The 14,956-nt window shown below is 67.7% G+C and carries 9 protein-coding genes and 2 pseudogenes; 3 read left to right on the top strand and 8 right to left on the bottom strand.

The genetic code is table 11. The features are described 5' to 3' along the window. Positions 1 to 437: 437 nt before the first annotated feature. Together EDD90_RS52935 and EDD90_RS52930 are read right to left on the bottom strand one after the other, a co-directional pair. Positions 438 to 1,262 (bottom strand): tyrosine-type recombinase/integrase, encoded by an 825-nt coding sequence (locus EDD90_RS52935; protein ID WP_221305171.1) that lies wholly within the window; start codon positions 1,260 to 1,262, stop codon positions 438 to 440. A gap of 319 nt (positions 1,263 to 1,581) precedes the next feature. Beyond that, on the bottom strand, positions 1,582 to 5,667 hold the full coding sequence (locus EDD90_RS52930; RefSeq protein ID WP_123980636.1) for a hypothetical protein: 4,086 nt from the start codon (positions 5,665 to 5,667) through the stop codon (positions 1,582 to 1,584). Between the two features lie 433 nt (positions 5,668 to 6,100). On the opposite strand from EDD90_RS52930, the gene EDD90_RS52925 reads away from it, so the two are divergent. After that, a complete protein-coding gene (locus EDD90_RS52925; protein ID WP_123980634.1) occupies positions 6,101 to 6,889 on the top strand; it encodes a hypothetical protein in 789 nt (262 codons plus the stop codon). 444 nt (positions 6,890 to 7,333) lie between these two features. On the opposite strand, the gene EDD90_RS52920 is transcribed toward EDD90_RS52925, so the two are convergent. Further along, positions 7,334 to 7,723: a DUF2255 family protein gene (locus EDD90_RS52920; protein WP_123980633.1), complete on the bottom strand. Its 390-nt coding sequence runs from the start codon at positions 7,721 to 7,723 to the stop codon at positions 7,334 to 7,336. After that, positions 7,720 to 8,598 (bottom strand): helix-turn-helix domain-containing protein, encoded by an 879-nt coding sequence (locus EDD90_RS52915; RefSeq protein WP_123980631.1) that lies wholly within the window; start codon positions 8,596 to 8,598, stop codon positions 7,720 to 7,722. Before EDD90_RS52915 ends, EDD90_RS52920 begins: the two co-directional genes overlap by 4 nt. Positions 8,599 to 8,792: 194 nt before the next feature. Here EDD90_RS52915 and EDD90_RS52910 point away from each other — a divergent pair, with 194 nt between their 5' ends. Further along, positions 8,793 to 9,716 carry an alpha/beta hydrolase gene (locus EDD90_RS52910; protein WP_123980629.1) on the top strand — a complete coding sequence of 308 codons (924 nt, stop codon included), beginning with the start codon at positions 8,793 to 8,795 and terminating at the stop codon, positions 9,714 to 9,716. Positions 9,717 to 10,080: 364 nt separating this feature from the next. Continuing rightward, positions 10,081 to 10,635 (top strand): transposase, encoded by a 555-nt coding sequence (locus EDD90_RS52905; RefSeq protein WP_123980627.1) that lies wholly within the window; start codon positions 10,081 to 10,083, stop codon positions 10,633 to 10,635. Between the two features lie 17 nt (positions 10,636 to 10,652). Here EDD90_RS52905 and EDD90_RS52900 read toward each other — a convergent pair whose 3' ends face one another. The 4 genes and pseudogenes from EDD90_RS52900 to EDD90_RS52885 form a co-directional block, all read right to left on the bottom strand. Further along, positions 10,653 to 10,907, bottom strand: a complete 255-nt coding sequence (locus EDD90_RS52900) for an IS3 family transposase (protein WP_185149556.1) — start codon at positions 10,905 to 10,907, stop codon at positions 10,653 to 10,655. A 33-nt stretch (positions 10,908 to 10,940) separates the two neighbouring features. Next, a pseudogene (locus tag EDD90_RS52895) lies at positions 10,941 to 11,603 on the bottom strand (IS3 family transposase); the annotation flags it as partial. A 164-nt stretch (positions 11,604 to 11,767) separates the two neighbouring features. After that, positions 11,768 to 13,245, bottom strand: a pseudogene (locus EDD90_RS52890) (ISL3 family transposase). 691 nt (positions 13,246 to 13,936) lie between these two features. After that, the gene (locus EDD90_RS52885; RefSeq protein ID WP_123980621.1) at positions 13,937 to 14,797 is read right to left on the bottom strand and encodes a LysR family transcriptional regulator; all 861 of its coding nucleotides are present in this window, start codon (positions 14,795 to 14,797) and stop codon (positions 13,937 to 13,939) included. Positions 14,798 to 14,956 lie beyond the last annotated feature (159 nt).

Raw genomic sequence — 14,956 nt, 5'->3', positions numbered from 1 at the left:
CCGACCGCTGGGTGGCGTTCCGCTCGTGGGCCGGATTCTCTGAACTCGCGGTTGTGCAGCTGATGTTGAGGGTATGGTCCGAGCGGTATCTGGATGTCGGCTCTGGCCGGAGATTCCATGCGCGTCTGCGCCTGGGATGCCCAGTTTGCGTCGCCATCCAGCACGGTTCCCTTTCCGGGGAGAGTCCTGGAGGTTGACGCATGCCCGTGTGGCTGTCGCGCCCGTTTCTCGTTGCCTTGTTCCTGCTTCCTCTTCTGGCGGTTGTGTTGTTGTCCGCGCCGGCATGGCTGACGTGGCCCTTTCTTCCGTCTCAGCGCCAAGAAGTCGTGTTGGCGGTCCTTGACCGCCTTGTCCAGTGGACCCGGGCGGCAACGCCCCGTGCGGGTCGCGGCCGGTCCCAGGTGAACTGACGCTCCCTGAGCTCGATCAACACGGGGTCATTGGCCTGTTGGGTCGACCGCTGCCTTGCGCGGAGTGGGGATGCCGAGGTCGACAACGATGTGGTTGCCGCGGCGGCGGTCGAGCTGGGCGAGTTTGTCTTCAGCCCCGGCGAGGCTGACCCGCAGTCCCTCGACTTCTCCGAGCCAGCCTTCGCGCTCGGCCTCGGCAATGCGGGCGATGAGGTTGTCGCGGATCTCGACCATCCGGTCGCGTTGGGTGGGGTCGGGCCAGAGCATTGGGCAGCGCACGCAGGCGTGTTCGTGGATGCAGGGGGTTCCGAAAGAGCGTCCGCAAGTTCCGGTGGAGACCTTGCGGCGTTCGAAGTGGCCGAGGAACTCGGTCCACTCCTCGTCGGTGGGGACGCGGTACTCGTCGCTGGGTCGCATAGCTCGCCTTCGGGCAAGGAAGGCCAGATGAGCCTGGACGGCCTCGTCCGGATAGACCGCCTTGTAGCCGAGAGTGACGTTGATGTCCTGGTGCCCGGCGATGACCTGGGCGATGTGCGGCGGCAGACCGCTCAGGACAGCGTCGGTGATGAACAGCCTGCGGAAATCGTACGGAGTGAAGTGCAGAGGGCCGCCGGTGACCGAGTCGGTCAGCCCGGTGTGCGCGAGCGCGGTTGTCAGCAACGTGCGGATGGCGCCGGAGCTGATCGCCCGGTTCTCCCCGCCTCTATGCCGCTGGAACAGCAGGGGTGAGGGCGGCAGCCAGGTGCGTTCGTAGTGGTCGTAGGCGGGAACCGGTGCGAGGTCGTCCTGCAACTGCAGGGCCCCGGACAGGGACAGATTTCCGGGGCGGCAACCACGCTGTACAGCGTTCAAGTCAGGGTGCAGTAGGCCGGACCGGGCCGTGGGAACAGGCTCTTGTGCGTACGCGCCAGTACGGCAGCGGTGGGGTGTCCTGGCCGCTCTGCTCGTACGAGCCCCTGCTGCGGAGGCGCACGAGTCAGACCACCAACGCCCCGTTCCCAAGGCACCGAGATCTCCCGGGGCAACGGAACGACACGTACGCCGAGCTTCTCCTTGTCGCGGCCCACAGCAGGGAGAAGCTGACGGCCGCCGAAGGAGCGCGACGCCACGGCGCGGCCGAGCCCGTCAAGAGGGGATCAGTGCCGGTCCACTGGCCGTGCGGTCTGTCCTGTCAATCTGTCTGGGCGCCGGGGGGCCTGCAGTCGAGAACTCTGGCGCGGACCGTGGCGTCATGCCGGGCGGCCAGTTGCTTTTGCTCGTGCATGATCTCCTGGCGAGTGTGGCGGGGTGAGCAGCGCCGCCGTGCCAATGAGCTCCACTGATCGCAGTCGAAGAAGCCGACCAGGAAGATCCCTGCGGTACGGGGTCGGCGCAGGTAGCGGTCTACCAACTGCTCGGAGAGTGCCGTAGGCAGGTCCTTGTTCCAGCAGCCCTTGGATTCGATGATCACGGTGAAGGGCTCGGTGTGGTGAGAGGGGTCTGCTGCCTGGATGTGAATGTCGGTGCGTCCTCCTCCGGTGCCGGGGCGGTCGATTTGGACTTCACGGTTGAGGATGACGTGCTGCCCGCCGAGTTGGATCTTCAGCAGGCCCATGACGAGATCACTGAAGTCCTCCTCCCACATCGGCCACATTGCGGCATCGCCTGCTGCGGCAGCGCGGTTCCACAACAGGATGGCCATTCCGTTGGGGCCGGACAGCGCCTGCTGAACCCGGTCCAAGGCCTCCATGACGACGTCGAGGAGGTGTGCCTCGTCGGCGACCACGCGCAGGCTGTGATCAGCTGCGAGTTTCCTCAACTCGTGCACGGGCAGCGGGCGGCTGTGGCGTCGGGCTGCCTGGCGGGCAGCGCGACGCGCCAGGCGTCCTAGCCGGGCAGGATTGCGGGAGGTTGACGCGGCGAGTCGGGTGAGGTGGCCGGCGGCCCGGGTAGTCCCTTTGCCAGCGATCAGCTGGGGCAGGGCATCGGTGAGTTCGTGGAGGGTGTCCCGTCTGGTGATCTGGAAGGCGACACCCGGCTCGTACTCGGGCCGAGGCTGACTGAGTTCCTCTCTCGCACACAGGCGCTCGTACAGGTCGCAGAGGTCTGCTTCGTCGAGTCCTTCCACGCCTGCGGGCCAGTGGCCGGTGCCGAGGGAGGCGATGCGGTCGGTCAGGGCGTGAAAGAGCTGGGGATCGTCGAATGCCCGGCGGATGTAGGGCCAGTGCTCGTGCAGGTCCGCCCGGGGCAGAAGGGTGTAGGCCGCGGTGATCCACCGTTGCGGGTCTGCCGTGGGTGTCTCAGGGGACGGATCAGCCGCCACGGTGTTCTTCAGCAGGCTCAGGGCGGCGGCGTCACCGAGGCTGAAGAGTGTGACCACCACGGCGCCCCAGGCTGCGTCTACGCGGCCGGGCGCCGTCGCCCAGTCCCGCACGAGGCCGATGGCATCGTGCGCTTGGTGTACGTGCAGGAACTGAACCAGCTCGGCGACCCGGTGAGTCTCCAAACGCTCCAGGCACACCCTGAGCACGGCCGTGAACGCGGCTCCCGCGTGGCGGGCGGATTGTTCGAACAGCTTGCTGTGCAGGGCCCGGTCCTGTTCAAGGGTCTGCATGGTAGCCAGGGCCAGTGCCCAGCCCGCCCACCGGTCAGTGTCCGTGCCCGCTGCCGCCTCCCATTCGCCAGCTGGCAGGAACGCGGCCGCGGACAGTTCCGGGACATGGCCCCACTCGGTACCCCAGGCAGTCACGCGATGCGCTGTGTGCGCGGGTGCTGTCGCCAGAACGTGTCGGGCGGCCGTGGTCAGCTTCTTACTCAGGGTGCTGTCCGCGAGCGGGCGTGTCGGTGCTGCGGCGACCATGCCCAGCGGTGCGGCCTCTTCAACCGGCCGGCCGTCGCACGTCCGCTGGAGGTGATCGAGGAGTACGGCGAGCCAGGCCGCGCGCACGGTGTCCGGCCCGGCCGCTTGTACCGCATCGAGGGCGGCGATGAACCGGCCCTCGTCGAAGGTGTTGCCACGTCGCCGTTCTTCTTCCTCTTTCTGCCTTCGCAATTGCCACTCAGGAGGCGGGGCGTCCCACCAGGCGGTGGCTTCCCGGAGCTCTTCGTCTGCCTGCCGGGCTGTCTCGACGGCTTCTTTCAGCGGCTCGTCCTCGGGCCGGGGGCGGCTGCTGAAGAGCGGCTGGGCGGTGCGCCGCACCTTGGGCGGGAGATCCGGCCACCGCTCCGCCCAGTACCGCAGGTCCTCGGACGGAAACAGACCCACGTCAGGGTTGGTGAGGAGGAGATGCAGGACGCGGTCCGAACTGCTGTGGCGCAGGACGTGCTCGGCGAGTCGGCGGCGCAGCGCGGGGGCGCTGTCCAAAGAGTCGTGCAGGTACTCGAAAGGGGTGCGGGCTTCGACGGGGTAGGACAGCTCGGGCTGTGCCGCCACGGCGGCCAGCGCCTGGCCCGCCAGCACCTCTCGGAAATCCGGGCTCGGGCTCCGTGTTTGTGCCTGACCCAGGAAGCGAATGCCCTGGGCCACCAAGACTAGAGCGATCAGTGCTTTGGGGCGGCGTTCGTTGAGGGTCGTAACCGCCCAGGTAAGAGCCTCTTTGAGGTTGTAGTCGGTGAGTATCTGGATGTGCGTGTACCGCAGCTTGTAGGTCACCATCTGCCGGACGGGCAGCAGGTCGGCGTACTCGGTGATCGTCAGATGCTGAGGCCATAGCTGCTCCAACGCCGCCTCGACGACGTCTGGTTTCGCGTCGGTGGCCAGCAGGCGCAGTCGTGCGACCGTCCCGTCGTCCTTCGCGTACTCCTCTAGCGCGTGCAGGGCGAAAGACCGCAACCGCACGGGCAACGCGGTGTCCTGCGCCACCGAGAGCAGGTCGGGTGCCAGACCGGCCGGGTGGCACTGCGTGGCGATCCACAAAGCCAGGTACAGCTGATCGGAGTGCGTCACCGGTGTGAGGAAGGGCCTGAGCTGTTCGGCAAGGGCGGGATGGTCCAGTTTCCGCAGCAGCGCGTAGTCGAGACGCTCAAAGCCGTCGCTAAGGACCGCGTCGAGGAGAGCCTGGGCGACCCGCTGGCGCTGTGCGGCCGGCAGGACGGGAAGGTCGGCGAGCAGCAGGACCAAGGGCTCATGGGCGAGCAGGTCCTCGAAGAAATCCGGATCGGTGACCGCGAGACGGGCGGCGATCTCCCGGTGCTCCGGCAGTACATGGCGGGCAAGGCCGCTGCCCGTCCACAGCAGCTGGGAGCGCACGGCGGGAGCGATCCGGGCATGGAGGTACTGTGCCGCCAGGTGTTCCTGGTAGCCACGGTGGGCGAAAACCCAGCGGCGTCGGCCCACGGGTGCCAGCAGGGCGGACTCGGTCAGGTGCAGCAGTTCGTGGCGGTGGCACGCCGGTTCGGGGACGAGGCCGGGAACGCCTGGGCCGGACAGGCTGTCGAGATGCAGTTCCTCCCCTGTCTCCGGCTCGCCGTCCGTCAGGGCCGGGCTACGGCTGAACTGGAGGGCAGCAGCAGCCCAGCGAGCCACATCCAGCAGGTGATCCGCCGCAGGCCGTGTCTGACGCCGGGCAAAGTCCTGGGACCAGGTCTCCGTGCACAGGCTCCGGCATGCCTGGTCGTAGGCCTCGGCTACTGTTTCGGGGAGCTTTTCCCCTCGCGCCTGGGCCTCCAGCAGAGGTTGGAGGGTGACCGGCTGCTGGGCCAAGGCCTGCAGGCTGCGGCCGGTGATCTTCTTAACGAAGGCGGGCGCGTCCAGGCCCCGTTGCTCGGCCGCATGTCGCATGTCGTGTTGGTTGAGCGGTATGAGCGTCATCATCGCCACCTGGCCGGGCTGGGGCCACAGCTCCCGCAGTCCGCCCTCCAGCACGTCGGACCAACGGCTGGTACGGCAGGTGATACGCAGCCGCAGACCCTCACGGTGCCACGGTTCCATGACCCGCAGCTGGTGCAGGAGGACTTTGTCGAGACCGGGTACATCACTCATGCCCTCGTCCAGCCCGTCCAGCAGCACATGCCGCACCTGCCCTTGCGACTGATGCAAGCGCTGGCCGAAGGCGGTACTCGCAGACATCAGGTCGAAGACGTCCCGGCCCAGATGCAAGAAAGGCTCAGCTTGCATGCCCTCCTCGCGGAGCAAGGCGTGTTCCTGTTCCAGGGCCACAGACTTGCCTGCGCCGCGCTCCCCCAGCATCACGACGACCGGCACGTCCCGAAGCTCGTCCAGACCCAGCGCACCGTCGGCTTCAAGACGGTCGTCGAGTGGGTCAGGCTCCCCGTCCATGCGGACGGCGAGGGGGCGCAGAGACCGTCGCCATGAATATCGCATCGGTCTATTCTCTCCCGCTCCGACTCCGGCGCCATGCCTTGCGCAGGCCCCAAGCCCCCCAGGCTCGCCCTGGCTGGGCCGGGCTTCGAGCTCGTCCGGAAGGTGACCACGGCCTGCACCAGTGCCACCAACTCGACCGCTACTACCGGCGGCTCCGCAAGCCTGAACAACCAACGCTCATAGTGCGCAGAACTCGGAAATTCGCAGGCCACACCGGCTCAGCCGACACACCCAACCAACTTACCCATCAGTAGTATTCAATGGATCCCGCTCTCCGAACTGAGCAACGCACAGGTCAGCCTTGAAAGACTGCTCACTTCCAGGAAGGCCGCGACAGCACGACGGCGCGGCGGCCGGTGCCAAGCCGGTCGGGCGGGGGACGTGCTTCGTGGTGATCGGGATCGTCGTGGAGCTGCCGTTCCTCACCCGGCCGGTGTGCCTGCCGGTGGCAGCCAGGCTGTGGCGGCCGAAGGCCGGGCCGTCGAAGGTCGAACTCGCTGCGTCGATGGTCCGGTTGCTGGCCAACGCCGTGCTGTTCGATCTCGCGCCGCCGCCGACCGGCAGACGCGGCCGCCCCCGCCTTAAAGGCGCCCGGCTGGGCACGGCCGCCGACCTCGCGGCGACCGCGACATTCACGACCGCGCGGGTCAAACGCTATGGCCGCACCGACCAGGTGCGGATCGCCGAGGTCCGCTGCCTGTGGTACGGCTCCTTCCACACCCAGACCGTCCGAGTGATCCTGATCCGCGACGACGGCACCGACACCGGCTACGACCTGGCCCTGGTCACCACCGACCCCGACACCCCGGCCACGGCGCTGGTCACCAGATACGCCTGGCGGTGGTCCATCGAGGTCACCTTCGCCGAAGCCCGCGCCCTACTCGTCGTCGGACAGGCCCGCAGCCGCACCGTCCCCTTCGGCCTGTACTGCTACTCGATCACCGTCATCTGGTACGCACTGCACGGCCACCACCCGAACGACGCCGCCGACCGCCGCGAGCAAGCCCCCTGGTATACCACCAAGACCGACCCAGCCTTCGCCGACATGCTCGCCAAGCTCCGCCGCGTGATCATCGCCACCCGATTTCTTCCCGCTGCCGCAGGCCAGCCGACCGACGCCGAAATCCGGACCGTCCAGGAAGCCTGGGCCCAAGCAGGACTCACCCACGCAGCATGATCACATCAGGCCCGCCAAAACCGCGAAACTCAAGGGAGAAGCACACCACGGAGTTTCGGTTTCCCGCCACCCATGTAGGAGGCACAACGCTGCCGGATTACCTCCCGTGGCACGAAAAGCCCGATGGCACCGTTGACGGAGCGTCGTGGTCCCGTGAGCTTCGTGTCGCATCGCTGGGCTTTCACTTCGTAGCCGAGGAAGCTCAGCGCGCCGCCTGGCTGGTGGCGTGCGTGACCAGGGTCTTGGACTCAGTCCTCTAGGCACTCCTACGCGACGGGCGGTGCTACGAGCTCGCACCGCCAAAAGCCCTCGCGGCTTGTCAGACCGCATTAGGAATCACTGGCTGATCGCCTTGGCGCTGTCAACCTGACGAGCAGTCTCGCCGGACAGGGCCGCCGGTGAGCGTGCGCTGCTGCGCGCTGACGCTGCCCGGCCCCCGTTCCGTCAGCGGACCAGGCCCGCGGCGCCGTTCGATGAGGTCGCCGGGTCGATCCGTATCGTCGCGGCGTGTGCCCGGCGGCTCGCCGCGAGGGCGCCGGCCGCCTGTCCGTACTTGTTCCGGTAGGCAGCGTCGATCTCGGAGGCGGGCCTGGTGTCACGGGTTTCCAGGAGGACGTCGCGTGCGACGGCCCCCACCCGGATCTGTCCGTGGCTGTGCTTGTGCGCCGCCTGGTACCAGCTGGAGCGGACCCCTCGGTAGGCGCGGACATACAGCTCGCCACCAACCAGGACCATACCGATCTCCACGCCAAGGTGATCGTCGTCCCCGGCGGTTAGGACAAGGGATTCGGACCCGGTGAGAAGAGCGAGATCTTCGGGTGTCCATGGGGTCATCGCGTCAGGTCCTCCGTCCGGCCGGTGCTCGGTTGCTGGGTGGTCCATGAGGTGAGGATGCGCAGGGCGTCGTGGGAGGGGCTGCCGGGTTCGGCGGTCAGGATCATCAGTCTCTGTCCGGAGCCGTCGGGGCTGGTCCAGGTGTCGCAGTCGAGGGTGAGGTCGCCCACCAGGTGGTGGCGGTAGTGCTTGGTGCCGTAACTGGCGCTGTTGACGTGGTGTTCGGCCCACCAGGTGCGGAAGTCGGGGTCCTGGAGGGACAGTTCGCCGACGAGCTGGGCGAGGTCGGGATCGTCGGGGTCGGCCGCGGCCTCCATGCGCAGCGCGGCGACTGCTTCCCGGGCGTCGTGGGCCCAGTCCTGGTGCAGTTGCCGGACCACTGGGCTCGTGAACAGCAGCCGCATGTAGTTGCGCCGGTTCGCCGGGAAGGCGGCGAAGTCGGTGTAGAGGGCTGTGGCGGCGGGGTTCCAGGCAAGGATGTCCAGGCGTTTGCCAAGGACGAGTGCGGGGGTCTCGGTGAGCTGGTCGAGCAGACGTCGCATGGCTGGACGCAGGCGTTGGGCGGGCCGGCGGCGGCGCGGGTGGGCGTCGATTCGGCCGGCGAGTTCGTAGAGGTATTGCTGCTGGTCGTCGTCGAGCCGCAGGGCGCGGGCCAGGGTGGTCAGCACGGGTACGGATGCCCGGACGCGGCCCTGTTCCAGTCGTGTGTAGTAGTCGACGCTGATGGCGGCGAGCTGGGCGACCTCCTCGCGGCGCAGTCCGGCGACTTTGCGGGCGGAGTCTCCCTCGGGAAGGCCGCACTCTTGCGGTGTCAGCTGGGCCCTTCGGGCCTTGAGGAAGGCGCCCAGCGCCCGGGGGTCGGAGTCTGCAGTCATGCTCTTAAGTGTCATTGCGCCGCGACGGCCACGGCACCTGTGTGAGGGGGCAAGTTCTTTCCCAGGCAGAAACCTGGCTCTCCCGCTCGTGCGGAGACTGACAGAACGTGGATGTGTGCCCGGCAGGGTGCGGGCCCCCAGGCCGCCGCGCCGGTGCGTTACAACACGTCATCACCTCTCGGGGAGAGTGCCTCATGGCCCAGACCACCGTCAGCTTCGACAGCGCCGGCATCCCGCTCGCCGGCCACCTCTACACCCCCGACACGCCGGCGTCGGGTCCGCGGCCGGCGCTCGTGGTCGGTCACCCCGGCACCAGTGTGAAGGAACAGACCTCCGGCACGTACGCCCAGCGGATGGCCGAGCGCGGCTTCGTCACCCTCGCCTTCGACGCCGCCTACCAGGGCGAGTCCGGCGGCCTGCCCCGTGGCCTGGAAGACCCCGCTCAGCGGGTGGAGGATTTCAAAGCCGCCGTCTCCCACCTCACCACCCGCGACGACGTCGATGCCGACCGCATCGGCCTGCTGGGCATCTGCGCCTCCGGCGGGTACTCGCTGGCCGCCACCGGCGGCGACCACCGCGTCAAGGCCGTGGCCACCGTGTCCACCGCCGAACCCGCCCGCCAGTTCCGCCTCGGCGCCGACGGCACCCAGGACCCGGCCGTCTTCCAAGCCCTTCTGGACGCCGCCGCAGCGGCCCGCAGCGCCGCCGCACGCGGCGAGAACCCCGGCACGATGACCATGTTCCCGGAGACCGCCGAGCAGGCCCGCGCGCTCGGCGGCCAGCACGGCGTCGAAGGCTTCGAGTACTACTGCACCCCGCGCGGCCAGCACGAACGCTCTGCGAAGACCCTCGCCTGGGAGAGCATCGACAGGATGGCCTTCCACGACGCGTTCTTCGCCATCCCGCTGATCGGCCCCCGCCCCATCCTCCAGATCATCGGCGAACGCGCCGTCACCGCCTGGATGGCCGTCGAGGCCCACCAGCGCGCCACTGGCCCCAAGGAGATCCACTGGATCAAGGACGCCAGCCACGTCGACCTCTATGACAAGAAGGAGTACATCGACCCCGCCATCGACAAGCTCACCGACTTCTTCACCAGCCACCTCACCATCGACTGACAGTGAGGATTGGTGATGGCATCGCTCGGGGGTCTGACTCTCCGACTGACTGACGTTTCGGCTGTCCTCGGCTGGAATCGTCGGCCTGCCGGGCGGTGCCGCCTGGCGTGTGGCCGGTCGGGCGTCTGTGACTTCATAGGAGTCGACCGTTCACCTGCGGTGACGCCTCGCGGGCGTGAAAATCGGTACAGGGGCTGTCCGCCGACGCCGCTTGATGTTTGGGCCGTGAGCCCGCATAGGAGTCTGGTGAGGGAGCCGCCCGAGGGGCCGCACACTGTCGCCTTGAGCACGCCGATCAGCTTCTCCGGCCCCCTCAGGCTCCCCGGGCAGCCCCTGCCCGAACCAGCACAACAGGGGGCACCTGATGGAGGAGTTGAGAGAAGACCACGACGACGGGACGGTCGCGCGGGCCGCGGCGATCAACATCGCCAAGGCATCCGGGATGGTCTGCCTGCGCGTCCCGCACGACACCATCGAGGGCCGGCGCGTCCAACAGGTCTGGAACGTCGCCTCGACCACCAACGCGATCCTGGAACTCGGTGACCGACTGGTCTGCCAGGGCGTCGAGCGGGTCGTCATGGAAGCGACGGGCTCGTACTGGCGTCCGTTCTTCTACCTGCTGGAGGCCCGCGGACTGGACTGCTGGCTCGTCAACGCGCGCGATGTGAAGAACGTCCCCGGACGCCCGAAGACCGACAAGCTGGACGCGGTCTGGCTGGCCAAGCTCGCCGAACGCGGCATGGTCCGGGCCTCGTTCGTGCCACCGAAAGCGGTCCGGCAGCTGCGGGACTTCACCCGCACCCGCACCGTGTTCGTCCAGGAACGCACCCGCCACAAGCACCGGGTGGACAAGGCCCTGCAGGACGCGCAGATCAAACTGTCCGACGTCGTCTCGGATCTCTTTGAAGTTCCCCCCTGATCTTGGACAGCTGGTGCTTACGCTGCGGGGGTGAAGTTTTGTTGCAGCCTGGCTCGGGTTTCGAGTGGGGTGAGGTACCCGAACTCGGGGTGCTTGCGGAGCCTGGTGCGGTTGTACTCGACCTCGATGAAACGGAAGACGTCGGCGCGGGCCGCCTCGCGGCTTTCCCATACGGCAGTGCCGATCTCGGCCTTCAGCAGGCCGAAGAAGCTCTCGACTGCGGCGTTATCATAGCATATGGCGGTTCTTCCAATGCTCTGCTGCAGGTTCAACTTCCTTATCCCGCATCGGAATTCGCTGCTTGTTTACTCGCTGCCGCGATCGGTGTGCATGATGCAGCCGGGCTGAAGGTCGCCACGTCCGGCGGCCATGCGCAGGGCGTCGGTGACCAGTTCGGCGCGGTGATGGTCGGCCATCGCGTATCCGATCACCTCGCGTGTCGCCAGGTCGATGACGGTCGCCAGGTACCACCAGCCCTCGATCGTCGGCAGATAGGTGATGTCGCCGACCAGTTTCGTGCCGGGCTTCTTGGCGGTGAAGTCGCGGCCGACCAGGTCCGGGGCCGGGGCGGCCTTGACGTCCTGCTTCGTCAGGTGGCGGCGCCGACGGCGGGTGATCCCGCGAATGTCGCGCTCGCGCATGATCCGCTCGACCCTCTTCCGGTTGATGCCGTGGCCCTTCCGCCGCAGCTCGGCGTGCACCCGCGGGACTCCGTACGCGCCACGAGAAGCGGCGTGGATCTCGCGAATACGACCGGCCAACTCGTCATCGGCGCACCGCCGTTCGGCGACGGCCGGCCGCGCGGCGAGCCACGAATAGTAGGTGGAGCGGTTGATGCCCAGGACACGGCACAGCCGCGCGACGCTGTAGTCATCGGGGTTCGCCTCGGTGGCCTTCTCCGCATCGATGAAGAGACACACAGTGCCTACTTCACGATCTCCTTCGCGAAGAAGGTCGCGGCTTTTACCAAGATCTCGTTCGCCTTCCTGGCCTCGGCTAGCTCGCGGCGCAGGCGCCGAAGCTCCTCGCGCTCGTCGCTGGTCAGCGCACCGGCGGGCCCCTCGCCCCCGTCAGTCTGGGGAGTGTAAATCTAACGGCCCTGTCTCACATTCGGTGGTGATGGAGCGTGCTGTTATCCGAGGAGGATGCGGTGCCGGAGCAGGGTGAAGCCTGCTCGTCCGTGCATCTGGCGCGCGATCCGTTTGGTCTTGGTGTTGACGCCCTCGGTAGGGCCGTTGCTGTACGGAAGCGTGAGCCCGGCGATCACGGCGTCGATATCCCGGTCCAGGCCCCGGGTGAAGGCGTGTAGGTGGGGCAGGTCGGCTGTTCGGACTTGGGCGATCCAGTGCGTGAGCGCATCGGCGTTGGCGGTATGGGGCGTAAGGAGCCGGGCGAAGTCTCTGACACCTGCGGCCAGTTGGGTCATCTCGGGGCAGGCGGCGGTGAGCTTGGCCAGGAGCCCGTGCTGCTCGGGCTTGAGGTTGTCGGGTCTGGTCAGCAGCATCCGGGCGAGCCGGCGTGGCGAGATATGGCTGCGGTCGGCGTCCGCGCGGCCTTGGTTGATGTACTTGTGCAGAAGGTTCAGGCAGCCCGTGAAACCGAGGGTCTTGATCTCTTCGAAGAGGTGCTGGACGGGGACGCCGGGATCTTCACTTCGGCGTTTGCGCAGGTGCTCACGGTAGGGATCGACCAGGCCGGCACGGTACTTGGGGACGCGGAGCATGCGCTCGGGCCGGTCTGCTCGGGCGTAGCGTTTGACGGTGTTCAGGGCCAGTTGCAGGCGGCGGGCGCATTCGAGCAGGCCCACGCCCTTCTCGAGCAGGCCATGAACCTGATGCCAGCGTTCGAGGGTGGTCTGGGCGCGGGGCCCGTCGTAGATCGGCGCGTCCAGTACGGTGGCCCAGCAGGCACTATGTGCCTTCACCTCACTCAGGGCGGCTTCGCACAGGTTCTTCCATAAGTGCCAGCGATCACCGACTTGAACCGCGTCAGGCAGAGCACGGCGGATGGCCTCGGCGTATGTGGCTGAGCCGTCGCGGCACACGACCTCGATGCCCGGATGCTCGCGCAGCCAGGCTTCCAGCGTGTCGGCCGTGCGGTCGGGCAGTACGTCGATCCGCTCATGGGTTTCGGCGTCGATCACCACGGTGGCATAACGGTGCCGCCGGCGCAGGGCGAAGTCGTCGACGCCGATCACACGGGGCACCCGCCCGGTGGGCAACGGGATGCGCAGCAGGGTGCGCAGGGCCGTGTGACGGGACAGGACCACCGCGAGTATCGCCAGCAAACGTGATCCCGCCCGGCCCGCTAACTCTTTGACCACGGCCTTGACCTGCCTGGTCAGACGAGCGGTGCGTCACTGGTATCGCTCCAGCACCCGGGCACCTGTTCGCGGAAGGTGTGGCGGCAGCCCCGCGTGGGACACACCAGACGCCGCACCCGCACACGGACCACCACCCGTCGTCCGTCGACCGGAACATCGGCCACCGTCCGCCAGTGATAGCCATGCACCCGCCCCGACGAGGCCCCGCACACCGGGCAGACCGCGGTGTCCAGCGGCGTCCGGGCCCGCACCACGATCCGCTCACCCTCGTCGGCAACATCCTCCATGACCAGTGGGAACAGACCCGAAAACACTGTCTGCACAAGCTCGTTGACACCTATCACATGAAGGTCAACGACCCTGACGACTCTCCGTCACCACCGAATGTGAGACAGGGCCTAATTCATGACACTCCCCCTCCCGGCCAAACCCACCCTGGGTTCGACGTAATTCGAGGGTTCTCGAGGCTCGTTGAGGCCGAAGGTGCAGGCCAAGGGGCTGAAGGCTGCTCCACGATCGGAAAGTGCCTAGAGACGCGATGTTCTGGATTCGCCCGCGCTGGCCTGGGACGAGCTCGTAGGGTCTGGAGTCGTGTACGTGAAGACGACGAAGCGGGAGAACAAGTCCGGCATGGTCCGGTACCTGCGGGATCGAATCCTTGCCGGGCGGTACGTGACTGTGCCGCGTGGCGTTGTTCTGCCTGATCAGGGCCTCGCGGCATGGGGGTGAGGACCAGAGTGTGATGGCTCGTCCCGCGCCGTCCGCTCACGCATCGCTCACGCGTGCGGGGCGTTATTCCCTGCGGCGGAGTGGGTACGGCTGGGCGCACCCACTCCTTCAGGCTGGTCATCCTCCCGCGCTGCCGGCCGGTCCGTTCCGCGATCACGGGCGCGGGCAACGTCGGCGTCTCCCGAGGAAGCTCGCGGATCTACGGAGACGTGCCCGACGTGTTCGGCCTGCCGGGTGCCGTGCCACTGCCTACTTGATGTGGCCCAGCAGCGCGGTGACGGCCGGAGACACCTGCCCGCGAGGGTGCACCACCATCACCTTCCAGGTCGGTGCGTTCTGGGCGAACCGGTGTGCCGTCAGGTCGGGAAAGCGGGCGGCCAGGGATTCCGGCATGATGCACACGCCGAGGTCCTGGCGGACCAGGTCGGTGGCGCCCAGAACGTCGTTGACCTCGAAGGTCGCCGTGCGGTCGACGAGGGCCGCGCGGAAGGCCCGGTCGACCGAGTGCCGGATCGCCCAGCCGACGGGGAATTCCACCAGTGGCAGTCCCGCGACCTCGGCGAGGGTGACCGGTCGCTCGCCTTCCATGGCACGGCTCGACGCCGTGATCAGGACCATCTCCTCCTCCTTCAGCACGCGTGCGGTCAGTCCTCGCTGCTGAGGACGGTCCAGTGCCACGACGGCCACGTCCGTGGTGCCGTCGCGCAGTGCCTGCAGGAGGTCGTCGGCCGACGCCTGGCGGAGCCTGACCGTCACCTGCGGATGCTGGTGACGGAAGGCGGCCAGCGCCAGGGCGAGGCCCGTGTACAGGCCCTGCATGACACCGATCGTGATCTCTCCCCTCAGCTCTCCTTTGACGAGGTCGACGGCGGCGCGGGCTTCCTCGGTGGCCCGCAGTGCGGCGCGGGCGGCGGGGAGGAATGCCTGGCCGGCCGGGGTGAGGGACACCCGGTGGGTGGTCCGGTGGAAAAGCGGTGCGCCGAGTTCGCGCTCAAGGGTGCGCACCGTGGTGGAGACCGCGGACTGCACCACGTGCAGGCGTCGTGCCGCCGCGCTGAAGCCGCCTTCCTCGGCGACCGCGACGACGACCTCCATCTGCCGAAGATCCATTCCGCCTCCGTGCCTCTTCCGCACCCGCCTGGTCCAGTTCCCGTACCCGCTCGGTCCAGGCTATCTATGGCAAAGATTACCGTCATCTCCAACCATCTCCTTCGCGTGGGAAGCGGTGGCTGTGGCGCGAGGTTGAAGAGGTCGTCGGCAGCGAGGGAG

Source organism: Streptomyces sp. Ag109_O5-1 (assembly GCF_003814875.1).
In the GTDB taxonomy this organism is placed as follows: domain Bacteria; phylum Actinomycetota; class Actinomycetes; order Streptomycetales; family Streptomycetaceae; genus Streptomyces; species Streptomyces sasae.
The sequence above is the reverse complement of the archived record's forward strand: the minus strand, read 5'-3'. Positions and strand labels throughout refer to the sequence as shown.